Origin of the sequence: Methylocaldum sp. RMAD-M, from assembly GCF_017832375.1 — a bacterium.
GTDB lineage: Bacteria > Pseudomonadota > Gammaproteobacteria > Methylococcales > Methylococcaceae > Methylocaldum.
Genome location: NZ_JAFIBZ010000011.1, coordinates 120,068 through 145,027 on the forward strand (window position 1 = coordinate 120,068; position 24,960 = coordinate 145,027).

At 58.9% G+C, this 24,960-nt stretch carries 17 protein-coding genes; 2 read left to right on the forward strand and 15 right to left on the reverse strand.

The window, feature by feature from the left end; all coding sequences use genetic code 11:
• Nucleotides 1–79: 79 nt before the first annotated feature.
• From tssH to tagH, 15 genes are all read right to left on the reverse strand, one after another.
• Nucleotides 80–2,791 carry a type VI secretion system ATPase TssH gene (gene tssH / locus JOD69_RS12905; RefSeq protein ID WP_086133926.1) on the reverse strand — a complete coding sequence of 904 codons (2,712 nt, stop codon included), beginning with the start codon at nt 2,789–2,791 and terminating at the stop codon, nt 80–82.
• A gap of 67 nt (nt 2,792–2,858) precedes the next feature.
• Complete coding sequence (gene tssG, locus JOD69_RS12910; RefSeq protein ID WP_086133925.1) at nt 2,859–3,890, reverse strand: type VI secretion system baseplate subunit TssG; 1,032 nt, start codon at nt 3,888–3,890, stop codon at nt 2,859–2,861.
• Entirely contained in the window at nt 3,854–5,731 is a 1,878-nt protein-coding gene (gene tssF, locus JOD69_RS12915; RefSeq protein ID WP_086133924.1) for a type VI secretion system baseplate subunit TssF, read from the reverse strand. Before tssF ends, tssG begins: the two co-directional genes overlap by 37 nt.
• Before the next feature lie 3 nt (nt 5,732–5,734).
• Nucleotides 5,735–6,235, reverse strand: coding sequence for a type VI secretion system baseplate subunit TssE (gene tssE, locus JOD69_RS12920; protein WP_086133923.1), 501 nt, complete (start codon nt 6,233–6,235; stop codon nt 5,735–5,737).
• Nucleotides 6,228–7,046, reverse strand: coding sequence for a type VI secretion system accessory protein TagJ (locus tag JOD69_RS12925; protein WP_086133922.1), 819 nt, complete (start codon nt 7,044–7,046; stop codon nt 6,228–6,230). The genes tssE and JOD69_RS12925 overlap by 8 nt, the downstream gene beginning before the upstream one ends.
• 75 nt (nt 7,047–7,121) lie before the next feature.
• A complete protein-coding gene (locus JOD69_RS12930) occupies nt 7,122–7,604 on the reverse strand; it encodes a type VI secretion system tube protein Hcp (RefSeq protein ID WP_077731011.1) in 483 nt (160 codons plus the stop codon).
• Nucleotides 7,605–7,766: 162 nt separating this feature from the next.
• Nucleotides 7,767–9,263: a type VI secretion system contractile sheath large subunit gene (tssC, locus tag JOD69_RS12935; protein ID WP_086133921.1), complete on the reverse strand. Its 1,497-nt coding sequence runs from the start codon at nt 9,261–9,263 to the stop codon at nt 7,767–7,769.
• 3 nt (nt 9,264–9,266) lie between these two features.
• Nucleotides 9,267–9,797: a type VI secretion system contractile sheath small subunit gene (gene tssB / locus JOD69_RS12940; protein WP_077731009.1), complete on the reverse strand. Its 531-nt coding sequence runs from the start codon at nt 9,795–9,797 to the stop codon at nt 9,267–9,269.
• Nucleotides 9,798–10,257: 460 nt separating this feature from the next.
• Nucleotides 10,258–11,310, reverse strand: a complete 1,053-nt coding sequence (tssA, locus tag JOD69_RS12945; RefSeq protein ID WP_086133960.1) for a type VI secretion system protein TssA — start codon at nt 11,308–11,310, stop codon at nt 10,258–10,260.
• 109 nt (nt 11,311–11,419) lie between these two features.
• Complete coding sequence (locus JOD69_RS12950; RefSeq protein WP_086133920.1) at nt 11,420–12,823, reverse strand: autotransporter outer membrane beta-barrel domain-containing protein; 1,404 nt, start codon at nt 12,821–12,823, stop codon at nt 11,420–11,422.
• Between the two features lie 69 nt (nt 12,824–12,892).
• Nucleotides 12,893–14,425 carry a type VI secretion system-associated protein TagF gene (tagF, locus tag JOD69_RS12955; RefSeq protein ID WP_086133919.1) on the reverse strand — a complete coding sequence of 511 codons (1,533 nt, stop codon included), beginning with the start codon at nt 14,423–14,425 and terminating at the stop codon, nt 12,893–12,895.
• Nucleotides 14,422–17,982, reverse strand: a complete 3,561-nt coding sequence (gene tssM / locus JOD69_RS12960; protein ID WP_240506907.1) for a type VI secretion system membrane subunit TssM — start codon at nt 17,980–17,982, stop codon at nt 14,422–14,424. Before tssM ends, tagF begins: the two co-directional genes overlap by 4 nt.
• 8 nt (nt 17,983–17,990) lie before the next feature.
• Complete coding sequence (icmH, locus tag JOD69_RS12965) at nt 17,991–19,313, reverse strand: type IVB secretion system protein IcmH/DotU (protein ID WP_086133918.1); 1,323 nt, start codon at nt 19,311–19,313, stop codon at nt 17,991–17,993.
• A 573-nt stretch (nt 19,314–19,886) separates the two neighbouring features.
• Nucleotides 19,887–21,224 carry a type VI secretion system baseplate subunit TssK gene (gene tssK, locus JOD69_RS12970; protein ID WP_077731005.1) on the reverse strand — a complete coding sequence of 446 codons (1,338 nt, stop codon included), beginning with the start codon at nt 21,222–21,224 and terminating at the stop codon, nt 19,887–19,889.
• 21 nt (nt 21,225–21,245) lie between these two features.
• A complete protein-coding gene (tagH, locus tag JOD69_RS12975) occupies nt 21,246–22,820 on the reverse strand; it encodes a type VI secretion system-associated FHA domain protein TagH (RefSeq protein ID WP_086133917.1) in 1,575 nt (524 codons plus the stop codon).
• 699 nt (nt 22,821–23,519) lie between these two features.
• Here tagH and tssJ point away from each other — a divergent pair.
• Entirely contained in the window at nt 23,520–24,020 is a 501-nt protein-coding gene (gene tssJ, locus JOD69_RS12980; RefSeq protein WP_077731003.1) for a type VI secretion system lipoprotein TssJ, read from the forward strand.
• Entirely contained in the window at nt 24,001–24,846 is an 846-nt protein-coding gene (locus JOD69_RS12985) for a hypothetical protein (RefSeq protein ID WP_086133916.1), read from the forward strand. Before tssJ ends, JOD69_RS12985 begins: the two co-directional genes overlap by 20 nt.
• The last annotated feature ends 114 nt before the right edge of the window (nt 24,847–24,960 follow it).

Consider the following 24,960-nt stretch of genomic DNA (forward strand, 5'->3'; position numbering starts at 1 on the left):
GTACTCTTGTTTTGATTACAGACTCGTAGCAACAGAGTCACCACGAGGATGCTGCCGAAACTTTGTCGCGGCTTTATTTTTATTCAAACCGGTAGCCGAATTGTCCATCCTGCACGTCGATATGCACCCGCTCTATGGCGTTCCCGTCCATCATCCGGATCAAGAACTCTTCGCTGATCCTCGGCAACACGGTATTGGTCAAAATCGCGTCGATCATGCGCCCGCCGCTCTCGAGCTCGGTGCAACGGTTGGTGATGAGTTTGATCACCTCGTCGTCATAACTGAACGGCACCTTGTGGGTTTCCCGGATGCGCTTTTCGATGCGGCCGAGCTGCAGCCGCGCAATGGCACCGATCATTTCGTCGCTCAACGGGTAATAAGGAATGACGACCAGGCGGCCTAACAAGGCAGGCGGGAAAACCTTGAGCAAGGGTTCGCGCAGAGCCTTGGCGATGCCGTCGGGTTCGGGCATCAGTTCCGGGTCTTTGCACAGATTCATGATCAGGTCCGTCCCCGCGTTGGTAGTCAGGAGAATCAGGGTGTTCTTGAAGTCGATCACCCGGCCTTCGCCGTCCTCCATCCAGCCCTTGTCGAATACCTGGAAGAAGATCTCGTGAACGTCGGGATGGGCTTTTTCGACTTCGTCCAGCAACACCACGCTATAGGGCCTGCGCCTTACCGCTTCGGTCAGAACGCCGCCCTCGCCGTAACCGACGTAACCCGGCGGAGCACCCTTGAGGGTCGATACGGTGTGCGCCTCCTGATATTCGCTCATATTGATGGTGATGACGTTCTGCTCGCCGCCGTAGAGAGCCTCGGCCAAAGCCAGGGCGGTTTCGGTCTTGCCGACGCCCGAACTGCCGGCCAACATGAAGACGCCGATCGGCTTATTGGGGTTATCGAGACCGGCACGGGAGGTCTGAATACGCCTGGCGATCATTTCCAAGGCGTGGCGTTGGCCAATGATTCGCTGTTCCAGGATATCGGCCAGCTTCAGCACGGTTTCGACCTCGTTCTTAACCATGCGTCCGACGGGAATGCCGGTCCAATCCTGGACTACGGAAGCGACCGCTTGGCCGTCGACAGTGGGCAGGATCAGCGGATGTTCGCCTTGCAACGCGTGCAGCCGACTTTGCAGGTCCTTGAGTTCGGACAACAGCGCATCCCGGTCGACGGCGGGTGCGGGTTCCGCCTGTTCCGCCGCCTGCTCCAAGGCGCTGCCGGTGCCTTCGACTTTTCCGGTCTGCTCCCGAAGTTGCTGACGCAGGGCCAGAATCTTTTCGACCACTTCCTTTTCGGAGTTCCAGCGGCCTTCCAGCGCCGCCAGCCTCTCACGTTCGGCCTCCAGTTCGGCTAGCGCGCGGTTTTCGCGGGCTGTCGTGTCGATCCCTACGGAACGTTCCCGGCCGATGATGTCCAGCTCGGTTTCGAGTGCTTGTATGCGCTTTCGGCAATCGTCCACCTCGGGCGGCACCGCGTGCTGGCTTATGGCAACGCGGGCGCAGGCGGTGTCGAGAAGGCTGACGGCTTTGTCGGGGAGCTGACGCGCCGGGATATAACGGTGCGAAAGCTTGACGGCGGATTCCAGCGCCTCGTCCAAAACTTGCACCCGATGATGCTTTTCCATCACGGAAACCACGCCGCGCATCATGCGTATGGCTTTCTCTTCGCTCGGTTCGTGCACCTGGACGACCTGGAAGCGGCGCGTCAATGCCGGATCCTTTTCGATGTATTTCTTGTATTCCGCCCAGGTCGTCGCCGCCACCGTGCGCAGGTTGCCGCGCGCCAAGGCTGGCTTCAAAAGATTGGCGGCATCGCCGGTACCGGCAGCTCCGCCCGCGCCAACCAAGGTATGAGCCTCGTCGATGAAGAGGATGATCGGTTTGGGCGAGGCCTGGACCTCCTCGATGACTTGCCGCAATCGATTCTCGAACTCCCCTTTCATGCTGGCCCCGGCCTGGAGGAGCCCGACATCCAAGGTGCGCAAGCTCACATCGCGCAAAGGCGGCGGCACATCGCCCGCCACGATTTTTTGGGCGAATCCTTCGACGACCGCGGTCTTGCCGACGCCCGCCTCGCCCGTCAGGATGGGATTGTTCTGACGACGGCGCATAAGGATATCGATGACCTGGCGGATCTCCTCGTCGCGTCCCACGACAGGGTCCATCTTTCCCTGCCTCGCCTGTTCCGTCAGGTCGACGGTAAATTGCTTGAGCGCCTCCTGCTTGCCCATGGCAGCAGGCGACATAGCTCCGCTCGCTTCGCCAGGAGCCGCTCCGCCTGCCTGAAATCCGTCGGTCGCGGCCAATCCGTCTTCGGGCGAACCGCCAACGAACTCAGCCAACCGTTCGGTCAGCGTTTCGAGGCCGATCTTTTCGAATTCTTTCGAAATGCCGACCAGTTCGCCGCGCAGCCCCCGAGTCTTCAAAATGCCGACGAGCAGGTGGCCCGAGCGGACCTGGTTTTCGCCGAACATTAGCGTTCCGTATACCCATCCGCGCTCGACCGCCTCCTCGACGTGCGACGACAGGTCGGATATGGACGTAGCTCCTCGCGGCAAGCGGTCGAGCGACTCGGTGAAATCCTTGGCGAGGCGGCCCGGATCGACGCCGAACTGCTTGATGAGGCGGTGCAGATCCGAATCCTGAAGCTGAAGCAATTGATGCAGCCAGTGCACCAATTCGACGTACGGATTGCCCCGCAATTTGCAAAATACGGTCGCGCTTTCGATAGCTTTGTAGCAAATGCGGTTAAGCTTGCCGAAAAGCTTGACCCGGCTGATTTCTCCCATGAAGCGATCCCCCTAGATCCGGTGTTTTTAATCGTTTAGAAAATTCAACTCTGTACAGGCAGGCGAATCAAAGCGCCGAGCACCGAAAAAACGGATTCAGCATCAACTCGTCCGCGTCTTTTTCTTCTTGTCTCGTCCCCAGCCAGCTTGTCCAGCCCAGTTGCGCGCCGCCGTCCAGTCGCAAAGATGGGACTTCCTGATATCGAAGAACCAGATTCAGATCCCAAACCAGTTCGTCCCCTGCGTAATTGCGTACGATGGCGATCAACTCGACCAAGCTTTCGCCGCCCGGCAGCAGCGCCCGATATCGATCGATTCCCATCGGGCCCAGCACGATTCGGAACTTATGCTGGCAACCCCAAACCCTGGCGCCCACGACTACGGACAACCCCAAGGACCCACTGCAGGGCGAAACTCCAAGCCGGGACTGTTCGTGCGTCGCGATCTCCATCCATTCGCCGACGAATTCCCGCAAGCTAACGCTGATCCCGAAAAAATCGCCGATGAGTGCGCGCAGACCCTCGGGATGCTTGGTTTGTCCGGCCAAGAGACCGGTAAAGTAAAGCTTAGCCCGATCCGGCATGGCGTCCCGATTTTGAACGGACGGAACACCGATACCGAACAAGGAGCCCAAATAAGCCGCAAAGCGATCCGATTCGGGGCGATCGTGGCACACCGTAGGCTGGGCATTGGCCCAAGCCCGATAAAACAGGCACAGCATCCGGTGGTGAAACACATCCGCGAAACGCGAAAACGTATGATCGCCATGATGCCGGACCCGCTCGCGGGCGTACTCGGTCAAATGCAGGGGCATGGGTCCGTTGGGTCCGAACAGCCCAAGAAAACGCGCCGACAGACGCGGCGGAAAACCGTCCGCGCCGGATGCGAACGAAGCCAGGGTCGACGGCGCAAACTCGAGTTCCGGCTGTTGACTCAACCGAATCGGATCATCAGTGGCTTTAACCGATTTCCCCAATCTCGGCTTGTCCGCGTAATGGCACTCGATCAGCCGCAATGCCTCGAAGAAGTCGAAGCGATAGGGCTCGCGGCGAAGGAGCTCGATCAGATCGTGTGTCGCTGCCCGATACGTAGCGGCCATCGCATGATCTCCCCTCGTTCCGCCGTTCTTATCGACGTTTCAGCGAACGAATTCAACGATACATAACGGGCGAAGAATTGTTCGAGAACGGCCCCCAGAAGAAAGCAGCCGGAGCCCTCGAATGCGGATTCGTCAAACTCGACGGCAATCTCCAAACCGCGCCCGAATACAATGGGACCGGCAGCATCCACCCGACGAACCACGTTCTTGGATCCGATCGACAGAACGCCCTCGATTTGACGGCGTACCGTCGCATCATTCGGATCCGCATAAAGGGCGAGCAACTCGCGAAGCGCCGCCGCACCTTCGGTCTCGCTGCTATCCGTCAGCGTCAGGTAGTTGAGCGACAGATGATTGATCAGACGCCACGCCATTTCGCCGTCGGCGGACGAAGGCCTCGGCTTGGTCGGACCGGCCAAACACCGTATCGCTTGCACCGGAGCGCCGGTCTGCAAGGTAAAATCGGTAGCGCCCATGCCGACGGGCATCAGCAGGGGCAAATCGCGATTCGTGCAGAGCGTTTCCATGCCCAATTGTTTCAGATCGCCGCGATACGGCGCTTCGGCCGCATCGACCAGCGAGATGAAAACTTCGCTGCCGATATAGCTGGAGCGCATCCCCTGTCGGCGCTGCTTGGACGACAACACGCGCTTTTCACGATGCAGCGTGTAATAGGCGTTCTCGTCGCGCCGCCGATAACCGCTCCTGGACCCGTAGAACGGCAAGAACTCCCGTTCATCGGACGGCGTGGCGCCATAACCGGTCACTTCGCTGACGCCATAGACCTCGTAATCCATCGGTCGCGTTCGATCCGGCACGACATGATAGTGCGGCATGAAATGGGTCAAGTGAATACGATCGGTGCGTTTCGGAAACAAATTGATCGCCGGCGTGCAGAACAGCGAGAAATTGCCGGCATCGACGGCGTTGACGAGATGAGGCTCGGCGCGCTTGAACAGGGCGATGACCTCGAGCTCGGTGCCGTCACAACGACTGACGGCCTTTTGTAAGCCGTTCAACCCGACGAACAGATAGCGCTCCGGAAACGCGAAATATTCCTGCAGCAGCCTGTAGCCCTGAAACGAGCGCGGACCAAACGGCAACAAAGCTTCATCATCGCCGAATCCCAGCCGCGATATCGGCGTCCGGTCGATGATCTCGACCCATTCCGATGGCCGCGATGCGGGTTGGACCGCCAACGCAAGCGTGTCGGCAAGCAATTGCTCGTAAAGACGGAACGGCAGTTCGCCGGTACCGCGCAAGAAAATCGGCAACCGGTCCAGCTTGAGCTGATTGAAGTGCAGACCCGCGCTGGTCCGGAGACAAAGACGTAAACCGGCCTTCACGCCGGGTTTGGTCGGCACGCCCAAATTGGCGACTGCGCTGGGCGTGGCGAGGTATTGCGCTTCCACCAGTTGCAGGGGCCATAGCGTGACGTCATGAGCGGTCCGATATTCGCAGGCGGTTTGCTCACCTTTGCCGATTTGACTTCTGAGCGAGGTCGCGCGCGGCACCAAGAATCCCTCGGCCAGCGCGCCCTCGGAAAGATCGGGCTGGAGTTGCACCACGGCCATCGAGGGTGTTGGCGAGAGATAATGCGGATAAACGACCTCGAGAAGATGTTGGGTTAAACGCGGAAATTCGGCGTCGATTTTGAGTTGAACCCGCGCCGCGAGAAACGCAAACCCCTCGAGCAGGCGCTCGACGTACGGATCGGAACACTCGAACTCGTCCAGCCCCAGCCGGCCCGCAATCTTCGGAAACTCTTTGGCGAACTCGGCACCCACCTCCCGAATGTGCTGCAGCTCGCGGTTGTAGTACTGAAGCAATCGAGGGTCCATAGTCTATCCGTTCAAATCGGTGACCCGCGCATAGCCGGTATCGAGATCGATTTCGGTGCGGATGTAAAGATGCAAGGGAAGCGGCTGTGCCCACAGATCACCTTCGATGGTGAACGTCATGGCCTTGAGATTCATGCTATCCGAGGCGGCGACCTTCACCCTCACCGAATCCGCCAGGATGCGCGGTTCGAAGTCGAGAATAGCCTGTTTGACCTTTCGTTCGATCGCCGGAAGGTCGGCACCGGAGAGAGGGGTGCCGGCCAGGGCCGGGATACCGAAATTCAATACCGAACGCTCCACGAAAGGATATTTTTCCAAATCTACTAGCGACTCCATGGCGGTGGTATTCAGCAACCACGCCAAGTCGCGCAATACGCTGTGGCGCAAATTCCGTATATTCATCACCCGCTGGTCGCGGGACTCCTGTTGTTTGTCCGGTTCGTCGTCGGTAAGGCGATCCAGCAGCGACGGCTGCAGGCGTTCCTTCGGCGTGAGATCAGCCATCGTTTTCGATCGTGTCCGTATTCATCGCAATTTCTCGAACATCGAACAGCGAGAAGTCGCCCTCGTTCGTTACCAATACGCGTTGTCCCATGCCCAGCGAGTAGCCCTCGACCGGCTCTTGCCATTCGGTTCTCCGGGCCATGCGAATCGCTACGTCATCGGCTTTTTCCGAGTCGGGATAACGGGAAGGAATCAGACCCACGGCAGAACCGCCGTTGGCCCAGGTGAATTGTGCGGGAAGCCAGACTAAATCTCGAAGGTCACTGGGTGGATCGAGTTCGATGCGGGCAATCCGGCAAAAAGGTATCCAGTAGTAGCGACCGTTAACTATGGCTTCCACAACCGGTCCCAGACGGCTATCGCTATCCGCCACCCATTCGAACGGCTTCCCGTCGATGGTACCGGACGTCCCCGGCGCCGATTCGAAACCCTGATCCCGGAACTGGATCGCCATCGAATGATCTCCCTGCGCGGCGCATTTACATGCTTCTATCAGAAGCGCGATCCATCGCTCGGGCTTGCCGAAGATCAGCGGAGAAATCTCCCCGCGGAAGACTTTCGCACGAAGGACTTCACATCGTATGGCTTCGCGATAGGTCTGCACCATTGCGAGATTGGCCGCATCCAGATCGCCGCACACGCTCAACTGCGTGAGAGCACGCTCCCAGCGCCCCATCAGGGCCAACAACTGGAAGAGAAAAATCCGGTACTTCGCTTCGGCAGGATTCTGGCGGACCTGGTCCTGGAGTTGCGCTAGCGCATCTTCCAGGCGGCCTTCCCGAAGACTTTCTTCAGCGGCGATGGTTGACATAGGCGGATGGGAGAAATTGAGGGGATGAATAGTGCCCGCTCAGCGGCGGGCACTGCCGAAAAATACCGCGCAAACTTATTGTTTTACGTTCGCAGCAATATTCCAGCCCATCTCCGGCTTGGCGCCCTCCGCGCCCTTTTCGGTCTGTTCTATGTATTTCACCTTGACCTTGGCGAAATTGAGCGTGACGTTTTCGGTCAAGCGGTCCTCGCCGCCGGAGCCGCCCGTAGAAACCGAGGTGATCAGGACTTCCTCCATGGTAATGGTCAGGTATTCCACCGGCTTTTCGCCGGCTTTCCGAACCACCAGCACGGCCTTGTCGAAATGTTTGCCGTTGCAGCAGCTCAACATTAAGTCCGGGCTCGCCTTATCGATATATTTCGTAAAGCTCAGATCCTGCACGTTGGCTTTACCCGCTCCGCCGCCGCTTCCCATATGGGTGGTGCCACTGTTGGACATGCCCCAGCTCCAAGCCAGAACGTCGATCTCTTCTTTATGCTTATCGTCTCTAGATTCCCCTTTAATCGGGTCGATCTTAATGAACATGTCGACTGCCATGGTCTTCTCCTTTACTTATTGGTACTTGTTGGTTGATTGAAACTTGATCAAACATGGATGGAATACACTCCGTCCGGCTCCGCTGGGCAATGTGAGTTTGCCGTGTCATCTCATATCGTCACCTCCGAATCCCCCTAGTTGCCAGCTCTTCGACTCGATCTGCTAGCCGCCTTTCACGGAGGGTAGTTTGGACACCAAACGCAGCGAAACGGTTAGCCCCTCTAGCTGGTAGTGCGGCCGTAAGAAGAATTTCGACGTGTAATAGCCTGGATTGCCCTCCACCGCTTCCACGATTACCTCGGCCGCCGCGAGAGGCTTGCGCGCCTTGTCGATGTCGTCGGACATGGCCGGATTCGGGTCGACATAGTTGTAAATCCAGCTTTGCAGCCATTTCTGCATGTCGTCCCGCTCCTTGAACGAACCGATCTTGTCCCTGACGATGCACTTCAGGTAGTGGGCAAACCGGCAGGTGGCGAACAGGTAGGGCAGCCGCGCCGCCAGATTGGCGTTGGCCGTCGCGTCGGGGTCGTCGTATTCGGCCGGTTTCTGGAGCGATTGCGCGCCTATGAACGCCGCAAAATCGGAATTTTTCTTGTGAATCAGAGGCATGAAGCCGTTCTTGGCCAACTCCGCTTCACGCCGGTCGCTGATCGCGATCTCGGTCGGACACTTCATGTCCACGCCGCCGTCGTCGGTCGGGAAGGTATGCACCGGCAACCCTTCCACAGCGCCGCCCGATTCCACGCCGCGGATTCTCGAACACCAGCCGTAAAGCTTGAAGGATCGATTGATATTGACGGCCATCGCATAGGCCGAGTTGGCCCAGACATACTTTCGGCTGTCTGCCGCCTCGGTTTCCTCTTCGAAATCGAATTCCTCGACCGGACAGGTTTTCGCCCCGTAAGGCAACCGAGCCAGAAATCTCGGCATGGCCAAGCCGATATAACGGGAGTCGTCCGACTCGCGTAGCGAGCGCCACGCCGCGTACTCCGGAGTCAGAAAAATCTTCGTGAGGTCGCGCGGGTTGGCCAGCTCGTTCCATGAATCCATCTGCATCACGGTCGGTGCCGCCGCTGCGATGAAAGGTGCATGCGCAGCCGCGCAGACTTTCGCCATCTCCCCCAGCAGTTCGACATCCGGCGGAGAGTGGTCGAAATAGTAGTCGGCCACGATACAGCCGACGGGTTCGCCGCCGAACTGCCCGTACTCTTCTTCGTAAAGCTTCTTGAAGATCGGGCTTTGATCCCAGGAAGTTCCCTTGAATTTCTTCAGGGTTTTTCCGAGCTCTTTCTTCGAGATGTTCAAGACGCGAATCTTGAGCATCTCATCGGTCTCGGTATTGTTTACCAGATACTGCAAGCCGCGCCACGCGCTTTCCAATTGCTGGAAGTCCTCGTGATGCATGATCGCATTCACCTGCTCGGTGAGCTTGCGATCTATTTCGGCGATGATGGCCTGGATGGTCTTGACGGCGTCCTCGGAGACCTTGGATACGTCTTTAAGGACGAATTCCGCCAGAGTGGTCACCGCCGACTCGACCGCCTCTTTGGCTCGGTCGGATTTCGGCTTGAACTCTTTGTTCAAGAGGCTCGTAAAATCACCAAGCTCGCCGAGCTGCTCGGCGCCCTGAGCTGAGGTTTGGGTTTCTAATTCAGCCATGGCTTATCCCTCGCTGCTCGAAGAGTCCGCAGCGGCTTCGTCCGCCGGCTTCGGAGCCGAGGCGAGTGCCTGCAATAATGTCGGGTCGTTTATTACCTTAGCGATGAGCTCCTCGGCGCCTGTCTTTCCGTCCATGTAGGTGATCAGGTTGGCCAACTGGCTGCGCGCTTCGAGCAGCTTGTTCAGGCCCTCGACTTTCCTGGCAACCGCCGCCGGCGAAAAATCGTCCATGCTTTCGAAAGTGATATCGACGCTGAGACTGCCTTCCCCGGTGAGGGTGTTGGGCACCTGAAACGCAACCCGCGGCTTCATGGCCTTGAGCCGCTCATTGAAGTTATCGACATCTATTTCCAGCAGTTTCCGATCCGCGACCGGGGGCAGCGGCTCTGTCGGTTTGCCGGAGAGATCCGACATGACGCCCATTACAAAAGGAAGCTGGACCTTCTTTTCCGCACCGTAAACTTCCACGTCGTATTCGATCTGTACGCGCGGTGCGCGATTTCGAGCTATAAATTTCTGGCTACTTTCTGCCACGGCAAATCTCCTCTTAGGCTATAGAACTACAGCAATCTCACATTTTCATGGTTACGTGGGGCTTTATTCGATCGATAAAATCGCTTGCAGCTTCGAAATCGCGCCCCAGCGCACCGGTTATCGTGGCATGTCTACCACCCCACTTCGCTCATTCCTTAGTAACGACATCATCGACCAGTGTAACCAAACGAGTTCAATAACGATGCCAACCATCAATATCTCTCCATCGAAATAGACCAACACACTGTTTTGAATCGCTTTTGTTCACATTGGCAATAATTCGAGCCATCAAACTCACCCAGTTCAAGCAAAACAATATTGCGATATTTCGTATCTGTTACGGCATATCGTATTTTTGACATCCGGGCGATCGACGGTTATGACTAACCGGATGAGAAGGAATGGCGATTGCGTCGCCAATTTATGAATCAGTGTAGGGCTCACGCTTTCGTTATTTGCTCTAATACTGGCCGTCTTCGGACGGATCACGCCCCCTGATGAACTCCACCTGCGAAAGGCCGTCCGGAGCCAGGTCTTTGACGATCTCGATGAAATCCATAAAAACCAGACGCTTGGCTCGCTTCAGCAGCAAGGGAATCGGGCTGGACGGCTCGCATCGAGCGTAATAGTCACAAATCAAATCCAGGGTCTTGATCACATCCTGGCGGCTGCCGATTTCCCCCGGCCGAGCCGCAGATGGTCTGGCGGCCGAATCGTGCGCGGACGCCCCTTCACCCTCGGATTCGGGCTGCGCATCGCTGGCGCCGCCTTCCTCCGCATACTCTCCGAGCACATGCTGTGCTTCTTTAAGCAAGTCCCTCAACGGAGCCAAGTTCGGCGCATCGCCGACACCGACCTGATCCGTTACGAAACTTTCGATGGCCTTGATGCTTTCCAAACTCGAGACAACCGCCTCGCGGGTCGACGCCAGAACCTCCGGGTCGGCGTCCATGAACGCTGCATTGATGGTTGCAATCTCGGGCGAGGAGCTTCCGTCGCTGGGCGGTGGCAACTTTCCGGTCGCGATTTGCACGTCCCGCAGACTAAAGCGTCCGAGCGCACGCGACTCAACCAGAGGCGCAAGCGCGACCGGGCGCAATACCGACTCGAAGTCGCATAATCCCATCAGGATGTTGACGCGCTGCGTCGGATCGTTGTCGTCTTCAGGATCGAGGAGCGGATATAGATCGGGCCAGAACTTGCTGACGATGCCTTCCAGAAGCGCCAGGCCGTCGCGCAGTCCCGGGTGCCCGGCGGTATGAACAAGAGCCTGGATGAGATAGAGGATCACTTGCAGGTCGCGCGTGCGCTCCAGCAATTCGATCGCGTCTCGGCGTACTTCTTTCCAGTTCGGCGGCTGTGCCGGCTCGATCCGATCCCCGATCTGTTGCTCCGGCGTACCTTTGGCTTTCTGCTCCAGTGCGATGAATGCGTTGTCGTACTGAAGATCTTCCCCACAAGGCGCATCCGGCGATACTTCCGTCAGAAAGGCTTCTACGTTTAGCTCGCCCATAATCCCCCGATCGTCGCAAGCATTTTTTCGTTTGGTCTCGACGACTCCGGCTTTCAACCAGGATCACGAGAATATTTATTGTTCGATCTCGTTTACGCGGACTTTCCGGCTAGAACTCGACGCGAGTTCCCAAGGTAAACTTGTGACTTTCGATATCGCGATAGCCCAGCAATAAATCATAGGCTAAAAATGCCGAAATGCCGTGAGAAAATACCCCCGAAACCTCGGCGCCGAAGGTGTAATAATCCCGATCGGGTCCTTGAGTCACGACGGCAAACTGCTGCGCGGCGGGATCGCCGAGGAAGCTGGCGCCGATTGTCCGCTTGTCATCCTTGAATTGATGATGCCACTCGCCTCGCAGCTGGGGCGTGATCACGCCCCAGGGTAAACCGAAAGCGTACGAAATCTGGCTTCCCACCGTGGAAATGAGCGACTGGACGTGCTGCTCGTCGAACCTCATCCCCCAACCATTGCCCTGCCGCTCGCGATAGGCATCCACATCCAGGCCGATGTATTCCGTTCGCGCATAGGGCGCTAGGGTCAACCCGGCTATCGAATAGTCATAGCCTCCGCCGATACTGAAGGAATATTGAGTTCCGCCGGGATTAGCGACAGCCTGAGTATTGACGGTCTCGAACCCCGGCAAGGTATAACTGATGTTCCGGGTAGTCTCGTAATCGATGCCGCCGAAGGAACCGAGCGCATCGATATGGAACCCTTCCGTCACATAGAACGACCCATAAATGGATCCGGTGTAGGCATCGCTGTCCGTACCTCCGGCGGAACGGTCGAAATTCGCGTTGGTGCGGGCGTAGGTGAAAGCGAGACCCGCTATGAAATTGTCGGTAAAGCGGTAATCGGCGCCGGCGGTAAAACCGAAGTTTTTAAACTGAAAGCCTTTTTGATCGAAGGTGGAATCGACGTCGCCGAAATGATAATTACCGTTGATCCAGACGCCGAGAGGACTGAACGAGCCGTCGCCGGCCGCACCTCCGGTGGCGAAGGAATTGCCCAAACCGGCATAGGCGCGACCCGCCGATAAGCCGTTTCGGTACATCTGTAATCCGGCCAGGCCCAAGCCGGTGCGCAAAGTTGCGAGCCTCGCGCCTATGGTCGAATCGACCAGGGCCACTTGGCCGGCAGTTACCCGGGTGGCTGTCGTTCCGTGCTGGAGAATTTGCTCCGGCGAGACTATTTGAAGGGCATTTTCGACCGGCTCGGAGCCGACCGAAGGAATCTGGCTATCCGAAGCGGAAATCGCGGCGCCAACGAGAGCGTCGCAGCGGTCTCTGAAATCCTCGGAAAGCAGCGAGTTTCTTTGAGTACAGGCGTCGAACGCGACATTGGCCATGTCGGTTTGAGTCTGGTTCAGCGTCGCTCCGCTCGTCAACGGATTCGCGGCTGCCGCCGAGATCCAGCACATGGTACATGACCACACCAGTCCTCGACGAATCATCGAAGTACGTGCGGGTATCGTCGCCCGAACGTTCTTTTCCTCTGTGAGTTCCCACATATCTCCCCCGGGAAGCTATTCGTCTTCTTATTTTTTGTTTTATCTTTTAGCCGTCGCAGTCTTAACCTGTCAAGGCGACTGCACGACAATCACGGTCACATTGTCTCGTGCGCCGCGATCCATAGCGAGCGCAATCAAGGACTCCGCGCGCTCCCGGCAATCGCCGGCTTCCAAAATCTCTTCGATTTCGATCGGTCCCGCTTCTTTATCCAAACCGTCGCTGCATAGCAGAAACCCGTCGCCCTCCGTCAAGTCGAACGTCATGATATCGAGCACGAGCACCGGGTCCGCCCCGACCGCGCGGGTGATGACGTTGCTACGTTCCCGCTGGGTCCGTTTCTCATTCGTCAGAATTTCGAAACAGGAAAGCTCCCCCTCCGGCGAATGATCGTGCGTCAGTTGTTCCAATCGGCCCGCGCGATGGCGATAAAGCCGACTATCGCCCGCCCACAGGCAGGCGCATCGATCATCAATCGCCAACAACACGACGACCGTACTGCCGATGATTTGACCGGTCGAACTCTGGCGGGCCAGTTCCCATAATTCGTCGTTCACGCGTTTCAGAGCCGACTCGACGTTTTTTACGGACTCATCCAGATCGGACGTAGCGGGCAGAGCCGCCAATGCCTCGACGATCGCACGGCTCGCGACATCGCCGGCCTGATGTCCTCCCATGCCGTCGGCCACCGCCCACAGGCCGATGTCCGGACGCTCGATGAATGCGTCCTCGTTGATTTTCCGCCGCTTGCCAACCACACTGATGCCGTGAGAAAGCCAGCGACGAAGTCCGGACGGCCCGCTTTCCGGTGACGCAGGTCGGCTGGTTCCGTCTGCGCTTTTCGGCTCAGCCGAGGTCCGAGCCGGCAAATCGGGCAAGCGCCGGGTACTGATGGCCCATCCGCGTTGCTCCCAGCTTCCAGTCATCAGGGCGACGAATGCGTCTATCGGCGGCAACCCTTCGCAGACCAGGAACGAGGCTTCGATGTGTTCCGATCCCGATGTACTCCACAAGCTATGAGCCGGAAGAAAACGGTCGAGCAAACATCCACTGAGCCCCATAAGCACGTCAGATACCTGACTCAGGTTTTCCATCTCGAAGTGGAGTGCGAATCTGCCCGCCCGCGGATTTTGAGAACGGCTAATGCCCGAACTGCTTTTCATGAAATCCGGCAGAGACAATGTCTCCAACTCCCGATCGAATTTAGCGAGCTCGAAATCATTTTCGAGCCCGGACAAGGCCAGCGCTTCCAGAGCCTCGAACCAGCCGCAGTCCCGGCGGAACAAAAAAGGCAGGTTCTGCGGTTCGGCCACGGGCACCGCCAAGGTCAACGGAAAGTACCGTCCGACCTTGTCCACGCTGGGCATCAAAATGCCGGCCCAGGCGTCACTCCCGCAGACGCCCGCACTCAGCCCGAAACGCCAAATCGGGCTGGTCAGATAAACATCCAGCCACGAATCCCGTAATTGTTCCCGGCTGGCAGCTATGGCGCTCTGCAACCACTGATCCCAATAATCGATGAAATGCCGGGGAAGACGCCGGGAGACGAAATCTCCAAGAGCCGGCAATTTGCCGTAAAAGCCGACTTGAGCGAGTCGATTCATAGAGCATCCGGGCAGCTGAAGGACTTCAACGCCGCGAGCCCGAACGGATTCGTCACGCTGCCGGCGCGCAGCTCGTAGCGTGCGCTGTAACCCTCCACTCTAAACGTGACCAGGAACCGCTCCGGAAGCTCGGTCTGTTGCACCACGGCCTCATCCAGCAGACGGAAAAAAGCCCAACTGCCCTCTTTCGAGCGGCTGACCTGCCTTCCGTCCACGGCCTCGAACACGACTCGAACGCCGGCTCCGGCCGACGGCCCCGGCCACTGGAGCCGCGTGACTTGCTCCGGGCCGTGCCGATAAACGACCTCCTGCCCTTCCAGGTTGAAGCGGAAAGTCGCCACGTTCTCATCCAAAGAAATCGGTTTGAGTTCGAACGACACTGCGGGCATTTGCCCCCCCGCGGAAAAAAAAGCGGAACGAATGGCGGCGGCATTCTGAAATTGGCGGATGGTCGCCGGCGAAAGTCCCAGAGATTGGTTGTCCATGGCGACTTCCGTCCACACCGGGCGGTTGACGTCGACGAAGGTCTTCAGATTGGATTGGAAAAACTGATCCAGGGCGCCGTTCGGCGCGAAGAATTTCGCAAAATCCATCAGCGTCGCGTCCTTCGAGCTGCCGCCCACGAAGGGGTAGCGACCGCTGAAAGCGGCCTTGCACGGAGTGGCCACCGCCGTCTTGAGCATGCCGTTCAATTCGGACTTGGCTCCGGCCAGGGTTTGCCTCCATCCCACCGTCAGAAACGAGAGAAACCAGCTTTTCAAGGGTTCCGGCAAGCGCCCGAATTCGCTCTTGGCCTGGAGCAGCACGTCTCCGCCACCACCCGCGACTCGCCCGGAGGCACTTTTCAGCGCCTGTTCGCCGCTGAGAGCCGCGCTGCCGATTTGCAGCATGTAATCCCGCAGAGAGGCCACGGTTTGCAGGGTCGAATCCAGGGCCGCCGGCCGATCCGCGCTGCTCCGCACCAGATAGCTGAGGTCTTCGAACGCAGTCTCCACGCTCTGAACCGGGTCGGCTTGCGGAGCGCTGCCGGCGTCCACCTGGCGCGCGGCATCCAGCAGTTTCTGGGTACGGTCGTCGACCTTCGCCTCGGCGACAGCCGGAACTTTGTTCAGAAGCTGTGCGGTAAGCGAAGCGATCTTGGTCAGCGAGGTATTTTTTTCGACGGCTTCGAGCAATGGACGCACCGGGGTGGTCGGGCGGGACAATATGTCCAGCCACTCGATCGTCTGATTGATGTCCTTGGGTCGGCGCAGCTTGATGCTATCCAAAAGGCCGCTCCACGCCTTCTGGTAATCGGCTAGATAAAGCGTCTTGAAATCGCCGTGCAGGCGTTGAATTTCGGACAGATCGACATTCGCCTGCTTGCCGAGCACCCAGTTCTCGGTCACCGCGTCCTTGACGAAATCGAAGCTTTTCTTGAGAAACAGCTCGGAATAGCCGTAAGCCGTAAACAAGCCCGGCACTGAAAGCGTCCCGATATCCCGTCCGTCCGCCGCGACGAACACCCGCGCGCCGTCGGGCCCGAGCGCGGAGTCGAGCTTGAAATCGTGAGAACGATCCAGTAGCGCTTCGTTCTTGAAACGGGCATAGAGCTGAATGGTCTGAGGAACTTGCGAAAGCTTCGCTCGCACGCCGGCGACCAGAGCTTCATCCATGGGCTGAGGATCGAGCCGCAACTTGAGAAGATTGTCGAGGTGGAGATTCAATCGGGCGAGCAAATCGGGTTCGGTGCCGAAACGGCTTTCCCAATCGCTGCGAATCCAGGGCGCTGCGATCTTGGCGTCCATGCGATCCGGCTGGCCGAGCATGAGATAGACCCGCAGAAGTTCGTAAAGAATATCGGGGTTGGAAGCTTCCGGGCCTGTCATGCGCTGCGCCAGGCGCTGAAGGTTGACCGGGAGGAAATAATCCCTGAGCCAGTGCTCGTAGGCATGATTCGCCGCGAGCTGGATTTTTTCGCCCTGGTAAAGCCCGAAATGCGCCAACCGGCCGGAATTTTCGTAGATGTCGTTGATCGCCAGCAACGGATCGAGCTTGGGAATCAAGGTCCGGAGGCTCGACTGCCAATCGCTCCCATCGATGCGAGCCGCACGGTAGCGTTCGATTTCTTTCTCCACCTGCTCGATTGCGGAGGTATTTCGCTGGTAACTCACCAGCCAAAGGATGATGCAGCCCAGGGTCAGGACCAGCACCGATGCGTAAGCCCCGGCCTGTATCAGACGCCGGCGCCGCTCGACGCGGGGATCGAGGCCCGCCAAATCGGCTTCCTGAAAGATGACCTCCTTAAGCAGGCGGGTGAGAAAGAAGCTCTTTCCCCTTCCGCTGAAGATCGGCGTCGCCTGGCGGTTGAGCCGGAACGTGGCGGCGAGTATGCCCATCACCCGGTCGATCGGCGTTCCTTCCTGGGTGCCGCTAGTCAGATAAATGCCGCGCAGCAGCGGACGGACCTCGTAGCGGTTCGCGCCGAAAGCGTCTTCGAGAAATTTCTCCATTGCCGGCTTCAAAAGCGCCATCTGCTGCGGATAATCGAGAATCAGGCTGCGCCGCTGTACGTCGCGCTCCTCCTGGATGCGGCTCTGCATGCGCCTATTCAAGCGCTGAAGCAGTTCGTCGTAGCCGGACGAGAACCGGGCCAATACATCCACCGGCTGCTTGAAATCCTCCGCCGGGAAGGTTTCGCCCCAAACCTGAGCGCGCTCTTCCTGCGTGAGGTCGGCGAAGAAATCGTTGAATCCCGCGACCAAATCGCACTTGGTGAACAGCATGTAGACGGGGAATCGGATTCCCAGTGTCGAATACAGCTCCTGGACGCGCTGACGGATCGCCTTGGCATGCAAAGCGCGTTCTTCCTCGGTGTGCTGGAGCAAATCCGAGAGGCTCAGGGTCACGAGTACCCCGTTGATCGGCCGGCGCGGACGGTGTTGCTTCAGCAGTTTGAGAAAGCCGCCCCATTCCGCCGCATCTACCGCCTGATAGCTCTCCTGAGTGGTGTACCGACCGGCGGTATCGATCAGTACGGCCTCGTCGGTGAACATCCACTCGCAATTCCGTGTGCCGCTGACGCCGCGGATGGGCTGCGAGCCCAGCCGGTCGGCCAGGGGGAACTTCAGCCCCGAATTCAACAAAGCCGTCGTCTTGCCCGAACCCGGCGGGCCGATGATGACGTACCAGGGCAGCTCGTACAGGTGCTGCTTGTCGCCTCGGGTTTCGCGCAGCAGTTTCAGAGCCTTCGTGAAATTCTCGGTCAGCAGTTCGATATTCTCGTCGGCCGCCACCGCTTCGGCGGATTTTCCCTCGCCACCCTCGCCCGGTGCGGCGAGATCCTTCACCAGTTGCTGCTCCTTGCGTCCCGCCCGGATTTCCGCCACCAAACGCCAGATCACCCAGACCACGACCGCCACGGCCATGGTCAAGCCCCGAGCCCATTCGGACGCCAAGGGTTCTGAACCGGCGATCCCGATCAATGGGCCGACGAACCAGATCAAGGCGCATAGGGCGATCATCCCGATCGCCTGAATTACCCATTTTTTTTTCAAGAAATTGATGACGCCTTTCACGACTTGCCTCACTGGATCAGGATGTCCACGCGCCGATTGATGGCCCGGTGCTCGGCCGAGTCATTCGGGACTAGCGGTTCGTAATCGGCCCGCCCTTCGAAGCGAATCCTGCCCTGCAAGGCGGCGGAGGTCTCCAGAAGTTCCGCGACGTGCTTGGCGCGGGAGGTCGACAATTCGAAGTTGGACGGAAAGCGGGCGGAAAAGATGGGCTTGTTGTCCGTATGGCCGGTGACCAGGGCGCCGTCGCCGCCGGACTCCAGTTCCTTGGCGATCTTGGCCAACATCGGAACGAACTCCGGCTTAACGCGATCGCTGGCCGAGTCGAAGGAATTCCGAATCCGCAAGATTCGATCGTCCACCACTTCCACCATATTCCGGGAAATCTCCCAAGCCAGTATGGGTTTGAATCTTTCCGTCTTCGAGACCGGTTTCGGTGCCGGTACGGGTGCCGGCGTCGCGACCTTTTGAACCGGAAGGTTCACCTCGTCTTTCGCCAAAGCGAACAGATCGCGGGCGACGGGGTCCGACGCGGAATTGACGGCAAAGGCGAAGCCCAAATAGACCAGAACGAGCAACGCCGCGGCACCCGCCGCGATCACCCAGATCGGCACGTAGCGGACGATCGGGTTGCGTACGTCCTTGAGCCCCTGCCAACGAATCGACAAATCCCGCTCGAAATCTCCTCGAAGGCGCTGAATCAGCTGATACAGCTCGCTGCGCACGCGCTCCAATTGGCTTGCGCCGTTCTGCACGATGCGGTACTTGCCTTCGAGGCCGAGATTCAAACACAGCCAGAACAACTCGATCAGGTTCAGATTTTGGGCCGGCTGGCGCGCCAAATGCTCGAGAAACTGGAAGAACTTTTCGCCGCCCCAGGCTTCCTTGTGGAAGATCACCAAAAGGCTTTGGTGCCCCCAGTTGCTTTGCGCGCCCCAAGGCGTGTTCAGAACTGTCTCGTCCAGCAAGGTACAGAGCGCGTAGCTGGCGATGCGCGCATGCTCCTGTGTGACCCCTTGCCGCAGCACCCGGTTTTCGAAACCGCGCAGTTCGCTGACCAGTTGCTGCTGAAGCTCGGCCACCGCTTGATGGACCGCCGTGCTGCGCAGCCGGGAAACCAGGGAGAGCAGCGACAGCGCCGCCGTCACCACCGGATTTTCGCCGTATACCGCTTGCCGCCGTGCATCCAGTTGCACGTCGGGCACCCGGATCGGAGGCGGTTCGGGTGGCGGTGCCGCCGCAGCGGGCGTGGCACGGCGACGCCCGCCGGGCGTCGGCCGTATTACGGTTTTGTCTTCGTCGTCGAAGGGTGCGAAGGGATCGTCTGAATTCACTTTGGCTTTTCCTGGACGGCTAAGGCGTTTTCTGCTTTGGTGTAGTGCCCGCGGTAGCGGGTGCTACACGTCTTCTTGGTCCCGTTCGAGCGCCCCCGAGCATTGGAGCCCGGCACCGGAATTGTCCAAAGGAGCACGCGATGGATCGCGTGCGGCGACCGAGGCACACGGAAGTGCCTTCGGTCGCCCCCGGTGCCGGGCGAAACGCGCAGGATAAGGGTGCTCGCCGGGTGGCCTTTGGGCTCGCACCGTCCCTGGCGCTCGCGCTTCGCGCGCCCTTGGCGCCCAAATCGGCTCCCGGCCGATTTGTCTTTGGTTCCTTTCTTTTGGCCACGCAAAGACCAATTCGCCGGGAGCGAATTGGGACAGCGGTACGCTGGCCCGAAAGGCGAGGTCCACGGACGGACTTCGCAGCGTACCCCGCGTGCGGGGCGGCTCCCCGCTCTGAAACCATCGCCGCGCTTAGCGGCGCCTTAGTCGAGTTTTCGAACATTTAACCCGCCATATGGCAACAAAAAATGCACTCGGCATGATGGGATGTCGGATTCAGTTCACGGGCGGCGTGCATTGGCGTCAGGTTTTCTTGATCGCCCACAATTCCAGTTCGAGCCCCGGAAAATTGCCGCCGATATGGATCGCGAATCCCCCGGAAACCGACATTTTTCTCCACAGCTCGCTTTGCTTGTCGAGTTCGAAATAGGAGAAGCCGGCGTGATAGGGAATCTGACGGGGAGCCACCGGCAAGGGATGTACGGAAATTCCCGGAAGCGCCGACCGCACCAGTTGCTGGATTTCCTCCACCGGCCCGATCTTGACCTGGGGAGGGAAGTGGTTGCGCAGAAATTCCGGCGGTACCTGCGCATTGGCGGCGAGAACGAAAACGGCATTCTCCAGAAGTTTGAGGTCCGGCCGTTTCGCGCCGTATACCCCGAACTTCGGCTTGCTGAGCGGGATTTGAATGGCGTTTTGCTCCAACACCATGCTGAGGAGCTGCCGCAACTCCTCCATCACAGGCGTGAAACATTTCTGCAGATCGTCGTGCTGGTATACCGGAAAGCCGATCGGCCGCTTGGACGGACGATAGAAGGTCGCCAATTCGCCGGCCATCTGCACCGCCAGGCGGTAAAAATCCTCGGGATGCAGCGCCGCGGTGTTGGCCAGATGCTCCAGCAAGGGCTCGTAACGGTTGATAATCTGAAGCAGCATGAAATCGGCGATTTCCGCCACGCCGCCTTTCCCGGCCTCGGCCACGCGGCCGGCGAGGGCTTCGCCGCGGGTATGCAGCAAACCGTGCAGTTCCCGGAGGAATCCGCCGAGCAGCCCCGTTCCGAAACAATTGAGGCCCGGCGCGATATATCGCTCGTCCAGGACCACCGTTTTGTCGGCGCGAACTTCGATGATGCGGGCTACCCCCAGACAGACGTAGCCGGAGCGCTCCTGCCGTTCGAGCATCAAGCGGGTGCGCATTTTGCCGATTTGCACCGGAAACCGTCCGTCGGCGCCGCTATTGTGGTCCCGCACCTCGCGCTCGCCGAGACGATACCGAGCCAAACTGTCCTCGAACGCTTCGCTGTCGATCTCGGCCGAGTCCGGGCGCCGAACGGGAAGCGACAGATACACGACGTTGTCTTTGACGTCGTCGGGCGCGTCCAGGGGCAAGGGAAGCTCGTTGTCATCCGGCAGATTAAACGGAGTGCCGTCGGGAAAAACGCCCCGCACTTCAACCAGCGCCAGTTTGCCGACAGCTAGTTGCCGCGGATCGAGCTTCAGCGTGCCGAACCCCCAATCGAACGGTCGCAGACCGCGGCACCGGCCGTCGACCAACGCCTCCAGATAACGGTCGTGTTGCTGAAAATGCTGCGGACGAAGAAACATTCCCTCCGACCACACCACTCTGCTGTATTCGGACATATCGGTTCCTGTTGTATTTTCTTATCGCGAACGGGCCGATTGCAGTATGCGCATCTGCCGCTCGTAAACTTCCCCGAACTCCTCTCCGAAAAAGTTCTCCAGAATCTCGTTGACCAGTTCCGGATACGCTTTTCCGTAGGCATCCCAGCATTTCGCCTTCTTCTGAAAGACGATGGCATCCTCGTAAAGCTTTTCGAACCCTTGGGGATCGAACCGCCTCAAGGCCGCCGCCAGCGACGCCTGAATCCCCGCCGTCATGGCCATCTGATGATTCATGAGGTCGGCGAATCCCCCCCGCACCGCCTCGACGGGATCAGAGAATCCCGGATGGTTGCGCGCCAGCATGATCTTGAGCGCGTCGTCCACGTTCGGGGTAAATTTTAGCGGGTTATTGTCAACCGGACGCATGGTGGTAACAGAAACGCGAAATTGGCTTTTCAATTCCGCACGTGCCCGCATGACGGTCATCATGCCCTCGACGAAGCTGCGGAGCAGAACGCCCACGGTATTCATGACCGCCGCCATGTCCTCGTCCTTCACCCATCCGGTGGCGGGCGCGATTCCGGCACCGGCCAAAAAAGACGCGAACAACTCGCGGTCTGCCGCACTCTTCGAAACCGAGGAGGAACCGTCCGGCAGCACGGCCGAAACAGGTTCCGGAGCGGCCGGCGATGTGGCCGCACCGCTTAGGCCTACCGGTGCGTCATCCACTGGCGGAACGCTGGCACGAGGCGGTATCGGCGCATCGGGCGGCAATCCCGCCGCTTGTCCGCCGTGAGCGGCGCTCTCGGTTCTCGCAGAACCCGGCATCTCCTCGAATCCGCCGAGCGGTCCGATTTCGGGCATCGAGTCATGCGAGTCGGCGGATTCGGTTGCGCCGGGGCCGAGTTCGTTCAAATCGAGCCCTTTAAAGAAATCGTCCGGCGGTTCCCAACTTTCCGGAGCGGGTGTGGGATGCCCCGATCCACTTTCACTCGCATCCAGGTCACGCAACAGGTCTGTCAAATCGAAATCGGGCAGTGCCGCTTCTTCCGGTTTGTCAGCGATATCGGGCGGAATAAAACTGTCATGAAAAGGCGATGCGTCGGGCTGATCGATGAAACTCGGTCCCGACGGCTGGGATCTCTCCGGTTCCGGCGGAGGAAGATCGAACGGCGAGTCCCACGTCGGCGGCTCGGGCCAAGCTGCAGATTCCGGTACGGGCGCGGCGGGCGCCTCGTGCGAAGCTTCGAACGGATCGAAGCCGAACGGCGCTTCCTCGGGCTCTGCTGGCGGAAGCGACACTTCGACGACCGCGATTTCATATTCGCCGATCTTCAGTACGTCCCCATTCGACAGCGGCGCGGTGTCGTGCTGAAGGAGAAGGTCTTTATTGACAACATAGGTGCCCGCCGTGCTCAAGTCGGTGAAACAGTAAACGCCGTTCCGATACTCGATCGAGCCGTGCCTGCGGGAAATGAACTTGTCGGGATCCGGCAAAACGAAGCGGTTGTCGGGCGAGCGACCTACCGAACCGCCTTCCTGGTCGAAGGTGCAGGATGGTTCCTCCGGAACGGGAGCGCCCTTGTAGCTGAGAACTTTGAGGATGAGTGCCATGATGCGTGCTTCGGTTGAGCCCCTGATTGTCAGGCATTAAGCATAGACAATCGTAACGACGGAAAACTGAGGCCCCCGGAAAAACCGGCCATGTCCGAAGCGATCCAGGGTCTCAGCCCATCCTGCCTTCCCTGAACCGTTTGTATTCGTTCCATCGAGTCGCCGATAGCTTACACGCGAACGCCGGACAGGCAAAACGCGGTTCGGATACGATACCAGCCGCTTGCCGACCACGGCATCGAGAGCTAAGCTCAAAGCCGGTGTATCACTTAAAGAGGGAAGAAGACCGCGCTGCACGGGCAAAGGCCCTTGGGCCGCGCCCACCGCTCACCAACTTCCATGGGCTCGCTATGCTTTACTCGCCCGTCCGTGGGGCTCGCCCTTCGGCTAGAGCCTGTTCATCTCGCTCGTACGGCAAAACAGGCTTGGCGGAAGTCGTTGGCGCCTTCGGCTCGGGTGAATGGATTCAAGCATTCGTAGGTCGGCAATCCTTTGCCGACGAACCCGTTGGCCCAACTGCACCGTTGGGAAGGGATTCCCGACCTACGCGTGAGTGCCCGTACACTTAGGTATGAAAATGCTCTAGGCTTCGCCTGTTCAGTTTTGCTCCCGGCGGATTTGTGCCCATCCGACAACGCTTCTGATTTAGAGTGTTACGCCAAAATTTCCTTCGTTTATGAGTCAGCCAGAGTCTTCCCAATGCGTGTAACCACAGTTCTCCCGATCCTTGTAACCTTTCTTCTCCTCGCGGGATGTGCGGCGGATGAGCCCAAACCGACTCCACCACCGCCCACCGTCGTACAGTTGAGGATCGAGGCGCTGCCCGATATCAATCTCGACGGCGAGGGCCGTCCGTCGCCTTTGTTGCTTCGCGTGTATCAGCTTAAGGAGCTGGCCGCCTTCAACGGCGCCGACTTCTTCCAGCTTTATCAGAATGAAAAAAGCGTCCTCGGCGCAGATATCGCGGGCAAGGAGGAATTCATTCTGCGTCCCGGAGAGAAGCGCGAGCTTTCTTTCGAAGCAAAACCCGACGCAAAGGCCGTCGGGGTGTTCGCGGCTTACCGCGATCTCGATTCGGCCCAATGGCGAGCCTCCGCTGCGATCCCTCCGAATACCACAAGCATCATCAAACTGCGCGTAACCAGCGACCGGCTCGACTTGGGATCTCCCGAACCGACCGATGAAGCGCCCGCCAAATAGGTTCGTCGCCGCCGCGTTGTTTTCGGTCCTGCTAATTGCCGGCTGCGCATCGCCCGCTCGGCGGATTGAACACGCTGCGGCGCGCTTCGGATACCGGCCGCTCAATCTGGAGGGAAACGGCTTCAGGCTCGCGGCATTTTTCAAGCCTGGTGCGACAGGCGCCGGCAACAGCTTGCATCTCTATCTCGAAGGCGACGGAACGCCCTGGCTATCGCGCAGGACGATCTCGGACGACCCTACTCCCCGCGATCCGGTCATGTTGAGGCTGATGGCCTTGGACGAAGGCCCGGCTCTTTATCTCGGGCGTCCTTGTTATTACGGGCATTCGGCCGATCTCGGCTGTTCGCCGGCGCTGTGGACACATCGGAGGTACGGCCCCGAGGTGGTCGACAGCCTGGCGCACGCCTTGCGGAGCTTCCTTTCGAAAAACCGCTTCGAGCGGCTGGTTCTGTTCGGACACAGCGGCGGCGGCGCGCTGGCCGTTCTGCTGGCACCGCGTTTCCCGGAAACCTCCGCAGTCGTGACCTTGGCCGGAAATCTCGACATCGAGGCCTGGACCGCCCATCACGGATACAGCCCTCTTGCAGGCTCGCTGAACCCGGCCGAAATCAATGCTAAGGGCGTCATCGAATACCATTATCTCGGCGAGACCGACCGAATCGTCCCGCCCTCCGTCTTCGAACCGATCGCCAAACGGCGCCCCCAGGCCCAGGTTTTCGTGCTTCCCAACTTCGATCACCACTGTTGCTGGCAAGAAGTCTGGAAAGGCATTCTGCAAAAGACGGCCGATCTCGGATCAAACTCCGCAAGCGCCCATGCACAATGAATGCTACATTTTTAGAGCGTTTTCCGAATCGGTGTAAGGGATTCGGATATGTAGGTCGGCAATCCCTTGCCGACGTATCGGCTCGGCGAAGGGCTTTGTCGGCAAGGGATTGCC

Coding starts and splice junctions, on each gene's coding strand:
- tagH (WP_086133917.1), bottom strand. CDS start 22,820: ATGGCACTCATCCTCAAAGTTCTCAGCTACAAGGGCGCTCCCGTTCCG.
- tssE (WP_086133923.1), bottom strand. CDS start 6,235: ATGGCTGATCTCACGCCGAAGGAACGCCTGCAGCCGTCGCTGCTGGAT.
- JOD69_RS12950 (WP_086133920.1), bottom strand. CDS start 12,823: ATGTGGGAACTCACAGAGGAAAAGAACGTTCGGGCGACGATACCCGCA.
- JOD69_RS12985 (WP_086133916.1), top strand. CDS start 24,001: ATGAAGCGCCCGCCAAATAGGTTCGTCGCCGCCGCGTTGTTTTCGGTC.
- tssK (WP_077731005.1), bottom strand. CDS start 21,224: ATGTCCGAATACAGCAGAGTGGTGTGGTCGGAGGGAATGTTTCTTCGT.
- tssA (WP_086133960.1), bottom strand. CDS start 11,310: ATGGGCGAGCTAAACGTAGAAGCCTTTCTGACGGAAGTATCGCCGGAT.
- tssG (WP_086133925.1), bottom strand. CDS start 3,890: ATGGCCGCTACGTATCGGGCAGCGACACACGATCTGATCGAGCTCCTT.
- tssJ (WP_077731003.1), top strand. CDS start 23,520: ATGCGTGTAACCACAGTTCTCCCGATCCTTGTAACCTTTCTTCTCCTC.
- JOD69_RS12925 (WP_086133922.1), bottom strand. CDS start 7,046: ATGTCAACCATCGCCGCTGAAGAAAGTCTTCGGGAAGGCCGCCTGGAA.
- JOD69_RS12930 (WP_077731011.1), bottom strand. CDS start 7,604: ATGGCAGTCGACATGTTCATTAAGATCGACCCGATTAAAGGGGAATCT.
- tssF (WP_086133924.1), bottom strand. CDS start 5,731: ATGGACCCTCGATTGCTTCAGTACTACAACCGCGAGCTGCAGCACATT.
- tssH (WP_086133926.1), bottom strand. CDS start 2,791: ATGGGAGAAATCAGCCGGGTCAAGCTTTTCGGCAAGCTTAACCGCATT.
- tssC (WP_086133921.1), bottom strand. CDS start 9,263: ATGGCTGAATTAGAAACCCAAACCTCAGCTCAGGGCGCCGAGCAGCTC.
- tagF (WP_086133919.1), bottom strand. CDS start 14,425: ATGAATCGACTCGCTCAAGTCGGCTTTTACGGCAAATTGCCGGCTCTT.